At 71.8% G+C, this 16920-nt stretch carries 16 protein-coding genes and 1 pseudogene; 6 read left to right on the forward strand and 11 right to left on the reverse strand.

All coding sequences use genetic code 11. The features are described from left to right. Positions 1–8 precede the first annotated feature (8 nt). On the reverse strand, positions 9–1085 hold the full coding sequence (locus CBQ26_RS13185) for an endonuclease/exonuclease/phosphatase family protein (RefSeq protein WP_088249089.1): 1077 nt from the start codon (positions 1083–1085) through the stop codon (positions 9–11). A 184-nt stretch (positions 1086–1269) separates the two neighbouring features. On the opposite strand from CBQ26_RS13185, the pseudogene CBQ26_RS13190 reads away from it, so the two are divergent. The 4 genes and pseudogenes from CBQ26_RS13190 to leuS all read left to right on the forward strand — a co-directional run. Continuing rightward, a pseudogene (locus CBQ26_RS13190) lies at positions 1270–1842 on the forward strand (ABC transporter ATP-binding protein); the annotation flags it as partial. Further along, the gene (locus CBQ26_RS13195) at positions 1839–3113 is read left to right on the forward strand and encodes a hypothetical protein (RefSeq protein WP_143342104.1); all 1275 of its coding nucleotides are present in this window, start codon (positions 1839–1841) and stop codon (positions 3111–3113) included. The pseudogene CBQ26_RS13190 and the gene CBQ26_RS13195, both read left to right, overlap by 4 nt. A 118-nt stretch (positions 3114–3231) precedes the next feature. Beyond that, complete coding sequence (locus tag CBQ26_RS13200; RefSeq protein WP_088249092.1) at positions 3232–3648, forward strand: hypothetical protein; 417 nt, start codon at positions 3232–3234, stop codon at positions 3646–3648. A gap of 256 nt (positions 3649–3904) precedes the next feature. Further along, positions 3905–6373: a leucine--tRNA ligase gene (gene leuS, locus CBQ26_RS13205; protein WP_088249093.1), complete on the forward strand. Its 2469-nt coding sequence runs from the start codon at positions 3905–3907 to the stop codon at positions 6371–6373. 122 nt (positions 6374–6495) lie between these two features. Here leuS and CBQ26_RS13210 read toward each other — a convergent pair whose 3' ends face one another. The 3 genes from CBQ26_RS13210 to CBQ26_RS13220 form a co-directional block, all read right to left on the reverse strand. Next, positions 6496–6696 carry a hypothetical protein gene (locus CBQ26_RS13210; protein WP_088249094.1) on the reverse strand — a complete coding sequence of 67 codons (201 nt, stop codon included), beginning with the start codon at positions 6694–6696 and terminating at the stop codon, positions 6496–6498. A 57-nt stretch (positions 6697–6753) separates the two neighbouring features. Then, positions 6754–8319 (reverse strand): GGDEF domain-containing protein, encoded by a 1566-nt coding sequence (locus CBQ26_RS13215; protein WP_088249095.1) that lies wholly within the window; start codon positions 8317–8319, stop codon positions 6754–6756. Between the two features lie 121 nt (positions 8320–8440). After that, a complete protein-coding gene (locus CBQ26_RS13220) occupies positions 8441–9505 on the reverse strand; it encodes an alpha/beta fold hydrolase (protein ID WP_088249096.1) in 1065 nt (354 codons plus the stop codon). Between the two features lie 140 nt (positions 9506–9645). Here CBQ26_RS13220 and CBQ26_RS13225 point away from each other — a divergent pair, with 140 nt between their 5' ends. After that, positions 9646–10650, forward strand: coding sequence for a polyprenyl synthetase family protein (locus tag CBQ26_RS13225; RefSeq protein ID WP_088249097.1), 1005 nt, complete (start codon positions 9646–9648; stop codon positions 10648–10650). A 353-nt stretch (positions 10651–11003) separates the two neighbouring features. Here the strand turns inward: CBQ26_RS13225 and CBQ26_RS13230 are convergent, their stop codons facing one another. The 6 genes from CBQ26_RS13230 to CBQ26_RS13255 form a co-directional block, all read right to left on the reverse strand. Beyond that, positions 11004–11825, reverse strand: a complete 822-nt coding sequence (locus CBQ26_RS13230; RefSeq protein ID WP_088249098.1) for an N-formylglutamate amidohydrolase — start codon at positions 11823–11825, stop codon at positions 11004–11006. Positions 11826–11865: 40 nt separating this feature from the next. Beyond that, entirely contained in the window at positions 11866–12945 is a 1080-nt protein-coding gene (locus CBQ26_RS13235; protein WP_088249099.1) for a LysM peptidoglycan-binding domain-containing M23 family metallopeptidase, read from the reverse strand. 73 nt (positions 12946–13018) lie between these two features. Continuing rightward, positions 13019–13456 carry a D-aminoacyl-tRNA deacylase gene (gene dtd / locus CBQ26_RS13240; RefSeq protein ID WP_088249100.1) on the reverse strand — a complete coding sequence of 146 codons (438 nt, stop codon included), beginning with the start codon at positions 13454–13456 and terminating at the stop codon, positions 13019–13021. Between the two features lies 1 nt (position 13457). Continuing rightward, the gene (locus CBQ26_RS13245) at positions 13458–13742 is read right to left on the reverse strand and encodes a DUF1844 domain-containing protein (RefSeq protein ID WP_088249101.1); all 285 of its coding nucleotides are present in this window, start codon (positions 13740–13742) and stop codon (positions 13458–13460) included. Between the two features lie 76 nt (positions 13743–13818). Continuing rightward, positions 13819–14496: a uracil-DNA glycosylase gene (locus CBQ26_RS13250; protein WP_229844051.1), complete on the reverse strand. Its 678-nt coding sequence runs from the start codon at positions 14494–14496 to the stop codon at positions 13819–13821. 94 nt (positions 14497–14590) lie between these two features. Further along, positions 14591–14968 carry a hypothetical protein gene (locus tag CBQ26_RS13255; RefSeq protein WP_088249270.1) on the reverse strand — a complete coding sequence of 126 codons (378 nt, stop codon included), beginning with the start codon at positions 14966–14968 and terminating at the stop codon, positions 14591–14593. A gap of 531 nt (positions 14969–15499) precedes the next feature. Here CBQ26_RS13255 and CBQ26_RS13260 point away from each other — a divergent pair. Beyond that, on the forward strand, positions 15500–16120 hold the full coding sequence (locus tag CBQ26_RS13260; RefSeq protein ID WP_088249103.1) for a C40 family peptidase: 621 nt from the start codon (positions 15500–15502) through the stop codon (positions 16118–16120). A gap of 133 nt (positions 16121–16253) precedes the next feature. Here CBQ26_RS13260 and CBQ26_RS13265 read toward each other — a convergent pair whose 3' ends face one another. Continuing rightward, positions 16254–16916, reverse strand: coding sequence for an outer membrane lipoprotein carrier protein LolA (locus CBQ26_RS13265; RefSeq protein ID WP_088249104.1), 663 nt, complete (start codon positions 16914–16916; stop codon positions 16254–16256). Between the last annotated feature and the right edge of the window lie 4 nt (positions 16917–16920).

Below are 16920 nucleotides of genomic sequence, written 5' to 3' on the forward strand. Positions count from 1 at the left end.
CGCTGCGTTCAGGGCAGGGTGACGGTGGTCAGCATGGCGTAGTGGTCGCTGATCTTCGGCCGGTCCTGCCGCACGCGTTCGTCGCCGCGTTTCAGGCCCGGCGAGTACAGGAAGTAGTCGATGGTGCGGTCGGCGCGGCCCACGGCCGGGTCGTTCGGTTCGTGGGTGTAGAAGGCCGGGTCGCCGCTGTCGATCTGCGCGGGGCTGGGGAACGACTCGAACCTCGCGAGCAGCGGGGCCAGTTCCGTCTGCGGGTTGAAGTACGCCCGTTCCCGCTCGCGCAGGCGGTCGTAGGCGGCGCGGGTGCCGAGCAGGTTGAAGTCCCCGCCCATCACCCAGGGGGCCGGCGCGGCGCCGAGCAGGTCGTTCACGAACGCCGCCTGCCGCTGCATGGTGTCGCAGCCCTGCGCGAAGGCGTCCATGTGCGTGTTGAAGGCGCTCAGGGGCGCGCCGCCCTGCACGGGCAGGGTCACGCCCAGCACCGCCCGCCTGAAGTTGAACGCGACGGTGACCGGGTCGCCGCAGATGCGCGGCAGCTGGTAGCGGGTGGCGGTGTCCAGGCGGTAGCGGCTGAGCGTCACGAGGCTCAGGCCCACCCGGCCCATGATGGACGGGTGCGGCACGAACGCCGCGCGGTGGTAGTACGTGCTGGCCGCGCAGGGGAACGCGCCGCCCAACCGCTCCTGCAGCAGCGCCAGCTGGTCCTGGTAGTCGGTGCGACGGCTGTCGCGGTCGATCTCCTGCAGCAGGATCAGGTCCGGCTGCTCCTGCCGGATGGCGCGCGTCACCTCGTCCAGCGTCCGGGCGAGGCTCTCGGGGCTGGGGCGGGTGTCGGGGCCGTCGCCGTTCAGGGTGTCGTAGAAGAACACGTACCCGCGCCCCGCGAGGTACTGCACGTTCCAGTTCATGACCCGCACGGCCTGCCCGGCGCGCAGGGTGGGGGCCGAGTCGGGGCAGCTCAGGTCGGCGGCCTGCACGGGTTTCGGGTGGTCGGTCAGGGCGTAGATCAGGCCCGCCAGGACGCCCGCGAGGAGCAGCAGTCCGGCCAGCAGGCGCGGCAGCCACCGCGTCAGGATTCGCTTCATGATGCCCGCAGCATAGAGGCCGGGCGCCGGGTGTGGGAACCTCCCCCCCGCCGGGACCGTACCGGCCTTGCAGATGCCCCCGTCATCCCTGATCGCGCCGTCCCCCGCCGGGCCACCTCCCTCTGACCCGCCTCCCTCTGACCCGGCCCTGCCGGCCCTGTTCGTGCCGCCCGGTCCGCTGCTGGTCGCCGGGCGTCCGCTGGCGCTCCTGCCGGGCCTGACGCTGCGGGCGGGCGAGGTGCTGCACCTGCACGGCCCGAACGGCGCCGGCAAGACGACGCTGCTGCGCGCCCTGGCCGGCGAGCAGGCGGGCGTGGAGGGCGCGCGGATCGCGGGCGACGTGCCGGGCAGCCGGACGGCGCGGGCGGCGACGGCGTGGGTGTCGACCGACGCGCCCCTGCCGGACGACCTGAACGCCGGGGAGTTCCTGCACTTCACGGCGGCGCTGTGGTCCCGCCCGGCCGGGCCGCTACTGGCGCTGGCCGGAACGCTGGGACTGGACCGCTGGCTGGACGCGTGGCCGCAGGACCTGTCGCGCGGCACCCGCCAGAAGGTCGCCCTGAGCGCCGCGCTGGGCCTGGGCCTGCCGCTGACCCTGCTGGACGAACCGTTCGGGACGCTGGACACGGCCGCGCGGGCCGCGCTGCTGCGGGCCATCCAGGCGCGGGCGCAGGCGGGCGGGGCGCTGATCGTCACGACGCACGGGGACGAACTGGCCCCGTTGCGGCCCCGCACGCTGACGCTGGACGTGGCGTGAACGCCCGACCCGGTCGGCCAGAGCGGGCCGTGTGGGCCGCGCAGGCCCTGGCGACCCGCCGCGCGTGGCGGCAGACCTGGGGGGCGTGGCGGGCCGCCGGACTGCCGCTGATGGCCGCGTACCTGGGCGGCGCGGCCCTGATCGCGCTCGTCAGCCTGTGGCAGACGTACCGACCCGCGCCGCTGGACCTGCCGCTGACGCTGCTGCTGCCCGTGGTGTGCGCGGGCCTGCTGCTGGCCGCCCTGAGCGCCCGGTCCGGCCGCCCGCCGCTGGTCCTGTCCGGCGCGGACCTGACCTGGCTGCGCTCGCCCGCCGCGCCGTGGGCCGCGCTGCTGTGGCCGCTGCTGCGCCGCGCCGCGCCGTGGCTGCTGGCCGGACTCGCCGGCGGGAGCGCGCTGCTGGCGTGGTACGCCGGAAGCTGGGCGTTCGCCACGGCCCTGCCCCTGCTGACGCTCGGGGTGCCGCTCGTGCAGGCCGGAGCGCACGCCGCACGCCTGACCGGGCGGCCAGCGCCGGTCCTGCTGGCCGGGACGCTGCTGCCGCTGGCGGGCCTGCTGCACCCGGCACTCCTGCCGGTCGGCGCGGCCCTGACCGGCGTGGTCGCCGCGTGGACGTGGCGGCGCGCCCTGCACGCCGACCTGCCCCCGCGCCTGCACCGGCAACTGGACATCCAGGCGCTGCGGACCGGCGCGCGCCGCCTGGAGCTGCCCGCCCCGGTCATGACGGCCGACGGGCACCGGCCCAGGCGCCCCTGGTCTCCCCCGCTGCGCCGCGCCACACCCGCCGGGGCGCTGCTGTGGCGCGCGACCCTGAGCCTCCTGGGCCGCCCGTCGCGGCTGCTGCCGGCCCTGCTGGGCGGCGCGGCCCTGGCGGCGGGCGTGCCGGTGCTGGCGGCGCTTCCGCTGAGCGTCACGCTGGAACTGCGGCCCCCCGTCCCACCCGCCCAGGTGCCGCTGGACGCCCGGACGGCCCGGCTGCTGTCGTCGCTCCCGGCCGGCGTCGGCCTGGGCGCGTTGTGCCTGCTGGGCGCGCTGCTGGCCGGGGCCGGTCCGGCGGTGGCCCTGGCAGCCCTCCTGAGCCCCTGGGCGGCGCACGCCGTTCACGCGTGGCTGGTCGGCGGGCAGCCGGGGGCGGGGCAGGCGGCGTTCGGCGCCGCCCTGGCCCCCGCGCTGCTGGGAACCCTGTGCGGCGCGGCCGGGGTGGGGGCGCTGGCGCCGGTCGCGCTGCTGACCCTGGGCGCGCTGTGCCTACTCGCCCCGCCGCTGGGATGAGACGGACTCCGGTTGAACGGGCTTTGCCACCCGTTCGGGCCGGGCCGTCAGGCTCTGCCAGGGCTGGGGGCCGAACACCCCTGGGCGGCGCACGGGGGGCCGGGATAGCCTGCGCGGCATGAGACGAACGGTGGGAGTGGTCGCGGCGCTGGCGGTGCTGGCGGGCGCGGCCGGGTGGTGGCAGTCCGGGGCACGCTGGCGCGGGGAGCTGTACTGTTTCGCGCAGCCCGGACAGGTGTGGCAGCTGGGCGCGGTCCCGCCGGGCGCGGCGCCCGGATGTCCGGACTCGCGCAGCGTGCGGGCCGAGGTGCGGGCCGGTCAGACGCGCGTCGAGCAGTTCACCTTTCCCGACTGGCAGCCCGAGGCGGTGCTGGACGTCCTGAAGGCCGGGGGGTTCACGCAACTGACCGCGCGGCCCGACGACGGCGTGCAGTTCGAGGTGGTCCTGACGCGCGGCCGCGAGCGGGTGCTGTACCTCGCCGCGCACCAGGGAGCGGGAACGCTCGTGACGCTCAGCAGCACCCCGGCCCGCTGACCGGCCCGCGCCGGCCGGCGTGACGAATGGCGGGCCGGTGCGCTACACTTCCGGGCATGATCCGCTCTGCGCTTACCATCCGGGGACGCCTCGACTGACTGTAACGGTCCGTTCGAGCGTCCCCGGCTGGTTGCCGGGGCGTTTTTTTTGGTGATGGTGGATGGTCGGTGGTTGATAGACCAGCTTCAGCACTGGCAGACGCAACGGCTTCCATCAACCGTCAACTTTTACCCATCACCCTTCCGAAGGAGCCCAGATGAACAACGAGCACCCCATCAACATTCCCGAGCCGCGCATGGAGCGCTACAACCCGCACGCCATCGAGAAGAAATGGCAGAACGCCTGGGAGCAGAGCGGCCTGTACAGGTTCGACGAGGACGCGCCGGGCGAGAAGTTCTACGCCCTGACGATGTTCCCGTACCCCAGCGGAAACCTGCACATCGGGCACTGGTACGCGAACGTCGCGCCGGACGCGCGGGCGCGCTGGCTGCGGATGCGCGGGTACAACGTGCTGTTCCCGATGGGCTTCGACGCCTTCGGTCTGCCCGCCGAGAACGCCGCCATCAAGAACCGCACCAACCCGGCGACCTGGACGTACGCGAACATCGAGCGCATGACCGGGCAGTTCCAGGCGATGGGCACCATGATCGACTGGAGCCGCCAGTTCGCCACCTGCGACCCGGAGTACTACCGCTGGAACCAGTGGTTCTTCATCGAGTTCTACAAGCGCGGGCTGGTGTACAAGAAGGGCGGTCTGGTGAACTGGTGCCCGAAGGACCAGACGGTGCTGGCGAACGAGCAGGTCGTGAACGGCCACTGCGAACGCTGCGGCACGGCCGTCGAGAAACGCAACCTGAGCCAGTGGTACATGAAGATCACGGACTACGCCGAGGAACTGCTGGACTTCAGCGGCGCCGACATGCCCGAGAAGGTCAAGCTGATGCAGACGAACTGGATCGGCAAGTCGGTGGGCGCCGAGGTGACCTTCGACACGCCGGCCGGGCCGGAGACGGTCTTCACGACCCGTCCGGACACCCTGATGGGCGCGACGTTCATGGTGCTGGCCCCCGAGCACGCCAAGGTGGCGGACCTGACCACCGACGAGCAGCGCGCCGAGGTCGAGGCGTACGTGGCGGCAGCGGGCCGCAAGACCGACGTGGAGCGCCAGCAGGAGGGCGAGAAGACCGGCGTGTTCACGGGCAGCTTCGCCACGCACCCCATCACGGGTCATCAGCTGCCGATCTGGGTGGCGGACTACGTGCTGGTCACGTACGGCACCGGGTCCATCATGGCGGTGCCCGCGCACGACGAGCGTGACTTCGCCTTCGCCCGCCGCTTCGGCCTGGAGATCACGGAAGTCATCCGGCCAGAGGGCGGCGAGCCGATGGCCCCTGACGCCCAGGAGGCGTACACCGGCGAGGGCGTCATCGTGAACAGCGGCGAGTTCGACGGATTGAGCGGCGGGAAGGCCAGCATCGCTGGCATTGTCGAGCAGCTGGAGGCGCGCGGCATCGCGAAGGCGAAGACCACGTACCGCCTGCGCGACTGGCTGTTCGCCCGCCAGCGCTACTGGGGCACCCCGATTCCCTTCGTCCACTGCCCCGAGCACGGCGCGCAGCCCGTTCCCGAGGACCAGCTGCCCGTGCGCCTGCCCGAGAACGTGGAGTTCACCCCGACCGGCCAGAGCCCCCTGAAACTGGATAAGGAGTGGATGAGCGCCACCTGCCCCGTCTGCGGCGGCCCGGCCGAGCGCGACACGGACACCATGGACACCTTCGTGGACTCCAGCTGGTACATGTACCGCTACCTGAGCCCCGATTATCACGAGGGCCCCTTCGACCCCGCCAAGGACCCCATGATGCCCGTGGACCTGTACACCGGGGGGATCGAGCACGCAATCCTGCACCTGCTGTACTCGCGTTTCTGGGTGAAGGTCATGCGTGACATGGGCCTGACGAAGCACAGCGAGCCCTTCGCCCGGCTGCGCAACCAGGGCATGATCCTGGGCGAGGATGGCGAGAAGATGAGCAAGTCCCGCGGGAACGTCGTCGATCCGGACGACCTGGTGCGCGAGTACGGCGCGGACACCGTGCGCACGTACCTGATGTTCATCGCCCCGTGGGAACTGGGCGGCCCGTGGGACCCGCAGGGCATCAACGGTCCTGCCAAGTGGCTGTCGCGCGTGTGGAATCTGTACTTTGAGGAGAAGCCCACCGGTCCGGCCGAGACGATCAGCGAGGCCGACCTGCGCTTCGCGGTGCACAGCACCCTGAAGAAGATCGACGGCGACTTTGAACGCCTGAGCTTCAACACCATCGTCGCCGCGCTGATGGAGCTGACGAACACCCTGGTCAAGGCCAAGCGCGCCCCCGCGTTCGGCACGCCCGCCTGGGACGAGGCGCTGGACATCTTCGTGCGCCTGCTGGCCCCGGTCGTGCCGCACATCGCCGAGGAAATCTGGACCGGGCGCGGTCAGGACGGCAGCGTACACACCGCCGCGTGGCCCGAGGTCGACGAGCAGGCCGCCACCCGCGACACCGTCACGATGGGCGTGCAGGTCAGCGGCAAGGTGCGCGGGCAGGTCACGATCAGCAAATCGGCCACCCAGGAAGAAGCCCTGAGCGCCGCCCGCGCGGTCCCGGACGTCGCGCGCTTCATGGAAGGCAAGGAGATCGTCAAGGAGATCTACGTGCCGGGCCGCATCATCAACATCGTCGTCCGCTGACGACCCCACCGGCGCGGCCCCACCGGTCCCCTGCGGGCAGTGGGGCCGCCTGCGGCTTCAGCGCGCCCTCGCGCCTCTGCGTCTACCCGGATTCCCCGCGAGCTACCCGCCGGCAGTCCGGTTCAGTCGCTGGCCTGTGGCGTGCGCTGGGCGGGCTCGGCGGCCTTCCAGACCTGCGGGGTGGGGTAGCGGCTGAGCTGGCGGGTGGTGTTCAGGCTGTGGCGGGGGCCGCGCAGGGCGAGGTAGGCGACGCACAGGCCCAGGGCCACGCCGGTGATGACCTGCAGCAGGATGACGAAACCGATGACGGAGAGCAGGGTCATGCCCCCAGGGTGTCAGGTCCGCGTGAGGGGCCGTGAGGGGTGGGCTTGAGGTGACGTTCAGGCTTCGGCGCGGATGTGGTCGCGTCCGGCGTTCTTCACGGTGTACAGGCGGCGGTCGGCCTCGGCGACCAGCGCGTCGAAGTCCGGGGGGTCGGCGCGGGCCGTGTCGGCCACGCCGATGCTGAGGGTGACGCGCAGGTCCGGGATGATGTCCTGCCAGGGGTGGGCGTGCATGCGGCGCTGCAACTCCTGGCAGGTGAGGGCCAGGTCGGCGGCGCTGGCGTCAGGGCGCAGGATCATGAATTCCTCGCCGCCGTAGCGGGCGGTGACGTCGCCGGGCCGGGCGACGCTGCGGATCAGCTGCGCGGTGTGTTGCAGGACGGTGTCGCCCAGCTGGTGGCCCCAGGTGTCGTTGATGCGTTTGAAGTGGTCGATGTCGATGATGGCGGCCGCCAGGGGGCGCGGGGGGCTGCTGGCGGCGGCGAGACGTTCGCCCTCGTGGAAGAGGTGCTCGCGGTTGGTGAGCTGGGTCAGGTGGTCGGTGCGGCTCAGTTCGCGGATGCGGCGGTTCAGGGCGCGGAGTTCCTGAAGGTGGACGTTCAGTTCGTCGTTGCGGTGGCGTTCCTGTTCGGCGATCTCCTGAAGCGCCTGGATGCGGTGCAGGACCTCGAAACTCTGGAGGTTCTGGCGGCGTTCGGCGGCGTGCCGGCTGCGTTCGAGCCGCAGCGTCTCGCTCAGGTGGTGGTGGGCGGCGGCGTGGTCGCCCAGGGCGGCGTGCGCGGCGCTCAGCTCCTCGTGCAGGACCGGCAGGTTGACGTGCTCGCCGAGCAGGCGGGCGGTGTCCACGGCGGGCGTGAGGAGCGTGACGATCCGGTCCGGGGGGGCGTGGCGGGCCAGGGCGAGGCGCGCCGTGATCTGCACCTCCGGGTTGGTGTGCGAGCCGCTGAACTGCTCCAGGCGGGCGCGGGCGTCGGCGGCGGCCGGGTCGTTCAGGGCGATCAGGGCGTGGAGGCGGGCGGCCTGCACCTCGACTTCCAGGGTGGGCTGCTGGTCCATGAACGGGAAGGCCATGGCCTGCGCGGTGTGGTGCAGCGTGGCGTGGTGGTCACCGGCCCGCTGGGCGAAGTCGGCGAGGTTGGCGTGGGCGACGGCGACCCCGTGCGCGTAGTCCATGCCCTGGAAGATCAGGAGCGCCTCGGTGATGTGCTGGCGGGCGCGTTCCGGGTCGCTGAAGCGCAGTTCGACGCCCAGGTCGTGCAGGGCCGTCGCGGAGAGTTCCGGGTCGCGGATGTGCCGGGCGAGGTCCACCTGCTCCTGGTACAGCGAGACGGCCAGGTCCGGGCGGTTCAGCTGGCTCTGGAGCGCCGCGAGGATGTTCAGGCCCCGCCCGGTCCAGACGCTGGGCGGCCCGAGCCTGAGGCGGTTGAGGCTGAGCGTGACGCGTTCGACCGCGTCGGGCAGCGCCCCGTCGCGCCACAGCAGGTACGCGGCGATCACGCCGGCCTGCGGGTCGTCCGGGCCGCCGAGTTCCGGCTGGATGAGCGCGCGGGTCAGGGACGGCTGCGCGTCGCGGGCTTCCCAGGCGGTGTCCAGCGGAGAGAGGGCGGGGGGTGCGGTGTCCATCGGCTCAGGTCACGATAATTGAACCGACTCCAGCGCGTACCGGCAATTGCCTTCATGTGCGGGGGTGAGGGGACCGCCCCCGCCGGGGGAGGGAGTGGTCCTCCGGACGTGCGGACGGGGGTCAGGGTTGCGCGGCCCAGAAGGCGTCGAGCGCAGCCCGGACCTCGGGGAGTTTCTCGAAGTGCGGCAGGCCGTCGGTACCCTCGATCCTCACGGCGCGGGCACCGCTGCGCAGCGTGAACTCCTGCAGGCGGTCGAAGGACACGAAACCGTCCTGGTCGTACAGGACCAGCGTGGGAATGCTGAGGCGGCTGTACAGGTCGGCGTAGGCGTCGGCCGTGAACAGGCGCCCGCTGATGAAGTAGATCGGGGCGTACTTCGCGCCGGGCTGCCGGGTGGTGTCCAGCGAGTAGTCGATCAGACCGCCGTCCACCGGCCCCCGGAACGAGCGGCTCAGGAAGTACTGGATGCTGGGCCGCGTGCGGATGACCGCGTACAGCGGCGTGCTGAAGGCGTTCAGGCGGTTGTAGAGCTGCTGGCCGCCGTCGTCGGCGGTGGCTTCCTGGGTGCCGCCGCGCGGGTTGCCCAGGCCGCTGGGGCTGATCAGGGCGGCGCTGCGGACCCGCCGGTCGAGCAGCGCGGCGCGGGCCACGAACTCACTGCCCAGGCTCAGGCCAACCACGTCCACGTCGGTGTTCAGGCGTTCGATCAGGGCGTTCAGGGCGGCCGTCATCAGCTCCTTGGTGTACGTGACGTCCGGGCGGTCGCTGCTGCCGAATCCGGGCCATTCCAGCGCGTACACCGGGCGGGTGCCCACGTAGGCGTCCCAGAGGGGTTTCATCTCGTAGGCGCTGGCGGCGGCGTTCACGCTGCTCGTCAGGATCAGCGGGCGGCCCTGGCCGCGGTCGTCGGCGTAGTACGCGACCCGGCCGAAGTTCGGGATGGTCAGGTACCGCCGCTCGCCGCTCAGGGCGGGGCGCAGGGTCACGGTCCGGTCGGCGTCGGCCGCCTGGGCCGTGGCGGGGGCCGGCGCGGGGGCGGCCGTCTGGGCCAGCGCGGCCGTCCCCAGGGCCAGCCCGCCCACCAGCAGCGCGGCGGTCAGGGTGCGCGCCGTCACGGCAGGCAGGGAGCGGCGGGGGCGGGCGGCGCGGTCCGGCGCGGGCAGGCGGGTCGGTTCGGAGGTCATGCCCTCATGCTGGCCCACCCCGGCGGACAGGACTGTCCCTCCGGGTACGCTCGGGGGGACAGTCCTGTCCGCATCTCATGTGTCACACCATGCAGGCGGCGTTCCTCGCAGCTGCGGGAACTGCTCTAGACTGCGCGGCGATGCGTGCTGATCTGCTGTCCCGTGTGCTTTCGCTGCTGCCCGAACGGTCGGACCGTCCGGAACTGACCGGGTTCTACGGCATGCTGCGCGATTACCCCGAACGTGGCGGCAAGGGTATCCGCAGCGAACTGCTGCTGGCCAGCGCCCGCGCGCACGGCGCCCAGCCGGACGCGGCGCCCGCGCCGGGCACGCCCTGGGACGCGGCGCTGTGGCTGGCGACGGGTCTGGAGATGTTCCAGAACTGGGTGCTGATCCACGACGACATCGAGGACGACAGCGAGGAACGCCGGGGACGCCCGGCCCTGCACCGCCTGCACGGCGTGCCGCTGGCCATCAATGCCGGGGACGCCCTGCACGCCTACATGTGGGCCGCCGTTCACCGCTCGGGCGTGCCGGGCGGAATGCAGGCGTTCCTGGACATGATCCACCGCACGGCGGAGGGGCAGCACCTGGACCTGTGCTGGGTGGAGGGCCGCCGCTGGGACCTGCGCGAGGAGGACTACCTGCAGATGGTCCGCCTGAAAACCGCGTACTACACGGTGGTCGTGCCGCTGCAACTGGGCGCACTGGCGGCGGGAGCGCAGCCGCACGCCGGGTTCCACGCGGCAGGGCTGGCGCTGGGCGCGGCCTTCCAGATCCGGGACGACGTGCTGAACCTGAACGGCGACCCCGTGAAGTACGGCAAGGAAATCGGCGGGGACCTGCTGGAAGGCAAACGCACCCTGATCGTGCTGCGCTGGCTGGCGCACGCGCCGCGCGAGCAGCGCGAGGTGTTCCTGGCGCAGATGCACCTGGACCGGCCCGCCAAAGACCCGGCCGTGATCGCGCAGATTCACGGGTGGCTGCTGGAGAGCGGCAGCGTCGCCCACGCGCAGGCCACCGCCGACGCCCTGGCGCGCGAGGGCCTGACCCTGCTGGAAGAGGCCCTGACCGGCGTGCCCGATCAGGCGGCGGCGCAGGCGCTGCTGGGCGTCATCCGGGAACTGGCGACCAGAGACGCCTGATCGGGACTCCGATTGAATGGGCTGCACAGCCCGCTGGGTCCTAGCGAAGCGACTCGGAGAGCTGCCCCGCAGAGTGGAAGCAACACGCCCATCCGGACGTGAAGCCGGCAGTGGCAGTGAAGTTCCGGATTGCTTGCGAAACAAACAGCAGTTCAGATCATCAACGGTGCGGACACTGTTCCAGCGTCAGACGGGACAGGCTTGGAACACGTCTTCTGTCACCCCCTCCCAGCCTCCCCCCTCAAGGGGGAGGGGCAAACACGGCGTGTTCATCGCTGGTCTGCCCTGAAGTGATGAACCTGTCCGCACCATTGATGATCCGGTAGAGGGCAGACCTCAGCAGGGCAGCAGGTTCAGCGCAGCAGGTTCAGGGCGGCGTGCGCGAACACGCCGAACGCGGCGTTCAGGGCGCGGATGGCCGGGTCGATGGGCTGCCCGCCCTGCAGGTACAGGCTGGCGTTGAATTCGATGCCGAAGGCGGGCACGCCGCTGCGTTCGCGGTGCGTGCGGCTGAGGGTGTCGGTCGCCCAGGGTTCCCCGATCGTGACGCGCGGGTCGGGGCTGGCATCGATGATGGGCGCGAAGGCGTCCTGGCAGGCGCGTTGCAGTTCACTCCACAGGGCGTGCGGGAAGGTGGGCTGGGCGGGTGTGCCGGGCATCAGGCAGATGGCGGGGCGGGGCGTGCCGGTGTCGTTGCCCAGCGCGGGACCGGTGGGTGCCATGGAGTGACCGACGATCATGAGGGCCGCGCCGCGCAGTTCGGTGCTCAGCTGGGCGTCGAAGGGGTCCCAGATGCGCCGCAGCCGCGTTTCGCGGGTGGCCTCGCCGGGCGTCCAGCCGGCCGGGTACAGGGGCGCGCGGTCGAAGCCCATGACCTTCAGGACGCCGTTGTCGTCGCGGTCGTCGCGGTCGCGGTTCAGGTCGGCGGCGAATCGGCTCCAGGGCGCCTGGGCGTGGCGGGCGCCGGGCACGCTGAACAGCAGATCCGTGTACGGGTCGCCGTCCAGGAACAGGCGGCGCAGGAACGCCTCGCGGCGGGGCGTGTCGAAGGCGTCGTCGCCCAGCATGTCGCGCAGCACGTCCGCCGGGAGCTGCCCGGAGGGGTGCGGCGTGACGATCAGCAGCTCGCCGGTGCGGGGCAGGTCGCCTGTGGAGTGGCCGGGCGCGGAGGTCATGCGCGGAGCATAGCGCCGCCCGGCCGGGCCACGGATGGACTCAGCGGGGCCACAGGCGGTTCATCCAGCTCGCCGGGTTGGTGCCCTCGCCCCGCACGCGGATCTCGAGGTGCAGGTGCGCGCCGGCGCTCAGGCCGGTGTTGCCGACCTCGCCGATCTTGTCGCCGCGCGTGACCTTCTGCCCGACCCTGGCGGTCACGCGGCTCTGGTGGAAGTACAGGCTGGTCACGCCCGCTCCGTGGTCGATGACGACCAGCCCGCCGCGCACCGGGTACCGCCCGGCGATGACGACCGTGCCGTCGTTCACAGCCAGGACGGGCGTGCCGGCCTTTGCGGGGTAGTCGGTGCCGAAGTGGTACGCGACCGGGCCGCCCGCCGTGTACGTGCGCGGCTGCCCGAAGGAACTGCTGGTGGGCGCGGCGCCCTTCAGGGCCGGCGCGAAGGGCCGCGCCCAGGCCTGCGGGGTGCGCCGCGCGTAGGCCTTCTCGACCAGGGCGTCCTCGGCCTTGCGGGCGGGGTCCTGCAACACGCCGCTGACCTGCGGCGGCAGGTTCAGGTGCTGGATGGGCTGGTCGAGGCCCACGACCGGGATGCGGCCGCGCACGAGTTCGCCGCCCACGCTGACCTCGTACACGACCGGGGTGGTCTTGCCCAGCACGACCCGGCCCGGCACGACGTACTCGCCGGCCGCCCCGACGGGTTTCAGGATCTCGTTGGGCTGCCGGACGTCCTCGCCGATCTCGCTGGGGAAACGGACGGTGGCCTGCGCGGCCCGCGCGCCGCTGAGCTGCACGGTGAACGCCTCGCCCATGCGCAGGCTGCCGGGCACCGTGACGTTTACCCCGGCGATGCGGGCGGTGGCGGGCGTGGGCGCCAGCTGTTCGGGCGGCAGCGGGGCGGGCAGCGCGGGCGCGGCGGGCGTGGCCGCCTGTCCCGGCAGCCGCAGTTGCTGCCCGGCGTTCAGGGCGGGGCTGCTCAGGCCGTTGAGTTTCAGCAGGGCGTCCACGGTCGTGCCGTTGGCCCGCGCGATGGAGAACAGGGTGTCGCCGGGTTTGACGGTGTAGGCCGACGCGCCGCCCGTCAGGAGCAGCGCGGTCAGCAGCAGGGAGCGGCGGTTCATGCCCCGCATGATAGTCGCCCCGCGCGTGAGAAGGCCGGAAGGACGACCCATCCGGACGGCACCGGCCTGCGCGCTACAGGTCGAGGGTCAGGGTGACGGGGCCGTCGTTCGTCAGGTCGAGGACCATGTGCGCCCCGAACACGCCCTCGCCGACCGGGAGGCCCAGCCCTCGCAGCGCGGCGTTGAAGGTGCCGTACAGCGCGCGGGCCTGTTCGGGCGGCGCGGCGCCGGTGAAGCTGGGGCGGTTGCCGCTGCGGGTGTCGGCGTACAGCGTGAACTGACTGACGCTCAGGACGCCGCCGCCGATGTCCTGGACGCTGCGGTTCATCTTGCCGTTCTCGTCGTTGAAGATCCGCAGTTTGGCGATCTTGGCGGCCAGGGCGCGGGCCGTCTCCTCGGTGTCGCCGGGCGCGACGCCCAGCAGGACCAGCAGGCCGGGGCCGGTCTGCCCCGTGACCTCGCCCTCGACCGTGCAGGTGGCGCGGGTCACGCGTTGCAGGGTGGCGCGCACGTCAGTTCTGCGCCGCGCCGCCCTGCGGGGCAGCGTTCAGGCGCTCCCGGACGCTGCCGATGGCGTTCGTCAGCAGGTCCGCCTCGGTGAAGTCGAGGTTCCCACGGGTCTTCTCGGCCAGCATGGTCAGGAGTTTCAGGCTGCGTTCGGCCGTCTGGCGGGCGCGGCGTTCCTCCAGCAGGCCGTCGCGGGCGGCGCTGGCGGTCGCGGCGTTCAGGTCGCCCAGCGCCGCCTCGGCGGTCGCCTGCAGGGAATTGACAAGTCCAACGAATTCCGGGTGTGACATGCGCCGAGCATAGCGGGCAGCGGCGCGGGCAGGTGTCCGCCCGGCGACGGTACGGGCGGGGCAGACCGGGGCGGGGTCAGAACAGGCCCGGCTGGCCCTGCATGTCGGGCGGGGCGGGATCAGCGAACGCCTGGGGTTCGTGCAGGCCGCGCAGCACGGCCGCCGCCTCGCGGATGTCGCGCCACGTGAGGCTCTTGGGACCGCCGGGCGCGCGGGTGTCGCGGCGCAGCAGGTACGCGGGGTGCAGCAGCGGCATCAGGTGGGCGGTGTACGTGCCGCCCTGGCCGTCGTCGTGCCGGTAACGGAACCACTGGCCGCGCAGGGCACCCATGTTCAGGCGGGTGTCCAGCAGGTAGGTGGCGGCCGTGTGCCCGACCGCCAGGATCACGCGGGGGCGCAGCAGCGTCAGTTGCGGTTCCAACCAGTGGGCGGCGCAGGTGCGGGCCTCGTGCGGCAGCGGGTCGCGGTGGCCGGGGGGGCGGCACTTGACGACGTTGGTCAGGTACGCCTCGTCCCGCGCGATGCCGGCGGCGTGCAGGATGCGGTCCAGCAGCTGTCCGCCCGGCCCGACGAAGGGGCGGCCCTCGCGGTCCTCGTGCGCGCCGGGGCCTTCCCCCACGATCAGCAGCGGGGCGTCGGCGCGGCCCTCGGCGACCACGACCTGCGTGCAGCCGGGCCGCAGGTGGCAGGCGCGGCAGGCCCGGTTGCGTCCCTCCAGCCCGGTCAGCGTGGTGGGTGGGGACGGGTCGGTCACGTCCTCAGGATAGATCGGGCGGGGGGCCAGCGGTCTGTAACGGCGCGCAGGGGACGCCCCCGGTCCGTGCGGGGCGTCCCCTGCGGGCGCGTGGTCAGCCGGCCTGCGCGGCGGCCAGTTTGGGGCGTTTGCTGCGCGCCTCGCGGCGGGTCTTGGGGTCCAGGCCGACGAGCAGGAAGAAGTTTTCCAGGGCGTTCTCCTGTCCCTTGACGTCCGGGTGTTCGTGTTCGGGGGTGCCGGTCACGAAGGGCAGCGCGCGGTACAGGTCGAGCGCGTGGGCGATCACGTCGTCCGGGGCGTGCGTCTCGGCGTGCGTGCCGAGCCGGGCGTAGATCTCGCGGCGGCTCTCGGCGTGTTTCAGGAAGGCGTCCGGGTGCGGCGTCTCGGCGGCGCGCAGCATGTCCTGACGGGCGATACGGCGGTAATGCTTCAGGCCGGTCTGGATCTGTTCGGTGGTCATGGTTTCCTTCATGCTGTCCTCCAATGCACCGTGATGGGTTGGTGGGGCCCGGGCGGGGCCAGTGGGTCGGGAGTGCTGATGCCGAGTATAAGCCAGTTCCCGGCGGGCGGAGGCGGCCACGGCAGCGGGCACAGGGGCCGCTCCGGGGCTGGGCACAGGGCCGCGCGGCGCCGGCTTTCCTGTCCGGCCGGGTCGGAGGGGCCGGCCCGATTGCCGCGCCTGACCTGTTTCCGGAGCGGTGTGGCGAGGACCGACCCTCCGGCTGTGGAGCAGGTGGCGTGGAGCGGTCAGTCGGCCTTCTCATCATGAGTATTTAGTGAGCCGGTGAAAAACCCGGCAATCCGGATCGGACGTGCCTGACAGCGCAGGGACGCCCGCCGCCCCGGATGAGCCACTTTCTGAGAAAGCTGAAGCTCACCCCCCCGGATGACCTCATGAACAGCTGTGGCCGGACGCATAGACGCCGTATAGGCGCATACCGGAGGCCGGTTTCTCCATGAATGAAGGACAAATAAATAAAGGCACGCTAAACTTCGGGCGTCGATGAAACTCTCCCACGTACTCCTGACCGCCCTTGCCCTGAGTGGCACCGCCAGCGCCGCCACCTACACCGTCAAAGCCGGCGACACCCTGTACTCCATCGCCAAGGCCACCGGCGTGGACGCCAGCACGCTGATGAAACTCAACCGCCTGAACAGCAGCACCATCAACGTCGGGCAGAAACTGACGGTCAGCGGCGCCGCCAGTGCCTCCGCCGCACGCGCCACCACCGCCGCCGCACCCGCCGCCCGCGGAGGCACGTTCGTCCGCGCGGCCGCCACCCGCTACCTGGGCATCCGCTACGTGCTGGGCGGTAACGGCAACGGCGGCATCGACTGCAGCAGCTACACCATGAACGTGTTCCGCCAGATGGGCATCAACCTGCCCCGCACCGCCGCCGCCCAGTGGCGCGTCGGCAGCCCCGTCAGCCGCCGCGACCTGCGCGCCGGCGACCTGGTGTTCTTCAACACCATGGGCCGCACCGCCAGCCACGTCGGCATCTACATGGGCGACGGCATGATGGCGAACGCCAACTCCTACAAGGGCCGCACGGTCGTGGAACCCCTGTTCGCCAACTCGTACTGGGCCAACCGTTACGACGGCGCCCGCCGCGTCCTGAACTGAACGCCGCGCCCGGAGTTTCACCGACACCCCCCGCCCATCCCGGCGGGGGTTTTTTCATGTCCGGACAGCGAAAGCGGCGGCCCGGTGTTCCTGTGACACCGGGCCGCCGCAGCTTGCAGTTCAGAAGAGGCGGTTACTGACGGATGACCTGCGCGTCCTTCGGGAGGGCCTTGATGGCCGTGGCGGTCAGGCCGGCGTTCACGCGGTAGTTGGAGACGTTCAGGTCTGCCAGGGTCTTCCCGGCGCTGTTCAGCACCTGGATGCGGGTGGGGCGCCAGCCGGCCTCGGTGATCCAGACGCGGGTGCGGTCGGTGCCGCCGGTCTTGGGCGTGGCTTCCAGCTGGAACAGGCGCTTGCCGGCGCTGCCGCTGGTGCCCAGCAGCTTGACGTTGTAGCTGCCGAGCATGCTGGCGGTGTTGCTGAGCTGCGTGAAGTCCAGGCTCAGGCCGGCGGTGCTGGCGGCCTTCTGCGCGCTGGTGACGGTGATCTGGTTGGTCAGGTACAGGTACTGACGGATCTCGTTCTTGTCGGCCACGACCACGTTGTCGGCCAGCGCGTCCGGCGCGGCGAACTGCACGCGGGCGACGTTCTGCGCGGGAATGGCCTTGATGGTCATGTCGATCTTCTGGCTGCTGGTGTCCAGGGTGGCGTTCCCGCTGAGACGGAACGACACGTCCCTGGCGGCCTTCTGGGTGGCGTCCACCCGGTTGATGACGTCCTGCGCGGTCTGGGCGCCGGCGACCGAACCGAGGGCCAGCAGGGCGGGAGTCAGGAGGGTCAGGGAGAGCTTCTTCATGCCG

The sequence above is a fragment of the Deinococcus indicus genome, from assembly GCF_002198095.1.
Classification (GTDB): Bacteria; Deinococcota; Deinococci; order Deinococcales; family Deinococcaceae; genus Deinococcus; species Deinococcus caeni.

Coding starts and splice junctions, on each gene's coding strand:
- CBQ26_RS13185 (WP_088249089.1), bottom strand. CDS start 1,085: ATGAAGCGAATCCTGACGCGGTGGCTGCCGCGCCTGCTGGCCGGACTG.
- CBQ26_RS13200 (WP_088249092.1), top strand. CDS start 3,232: ATGAGACGAACGGTGGGAGTGGTCGCGGCGCTGGCGGTGCTGGCGGGC.
- leuS (WP_088249093.1), top strand. CDS start 3,905: ATGAACAACGAGCACCCCATCAACATTCCCGAGCCGCGCATGGAGCGC.
- CBQ26_RS13210 (WP_088249094.1), bottom strand. CDS start 6,696: ATGACCCTGCTCTCCGTCATCGGTTTCGTCATCCTGCTGCAGGTCATC.
- CBQ26_RS13215 (WP_088249095.1), bottom strand. CDS start 8,319: ATGGACACCGCACCCCCCGCCCTCTCTCCGCTGGACACCGCCTGGGAA.
- CBQ26_RS13220 (WP_088249096.1), bottom strand. CDS start 9,505: ATGACCTCCGAACCGACCCGCCTGCCCGCGCCGGACCGCGCCGCCCGC.
- CBQ26_RS13225 (WP_088249097.1), top strand. CDS start 9,646: ATGCGTGCTGATCTGCTGTCCCGTGTGCTTTCGCTGCTGCCCGAACGG.
- CBQ26_RS13230 (WP_088249098.1), bottom strand. CDS start 11,825: ATGACCTCCGCGCCCGGCCACTCCACAGGCGACCTGCCCCGCACCGGC.
- CBQ26_RS13235 (WP_088249099.1), bottom strand. CDS start 12,945: ATGAACCGCCGCTCCCTGCTGCTGACCGCGCTGCTCCTGACGGGCGGC.
- CBQ26_RS13245 (WP_088249101.1), bottom strand. CDS start 13,742: ATGTCACACCCGGAATTCGTTGGACTTGTCAATTCCCTGCAGGCGACC.
- CBQ26_RS13255 (WP_088249270.1), bottom strand. CDS start 14,968: ATGAAGGAAACCATGACCACCGAACAGATCCAGACCGGCCTGAAGCAT.
- CBQ26_RS13260 (WP_088249103.1), top strand. CDS start 15,500: ATGAAACTCTCCCACGTACTCCTGACCGCCCTTGCCCTGAGTGGCACC.
- CBQ26_RS13265 (WP_088249104.1), bottom strand. CDS start 16,916: ATGAAGAAGCTCTCCCTGACCCTCCTGACTCCCGCCCTGCTGGCCCTC.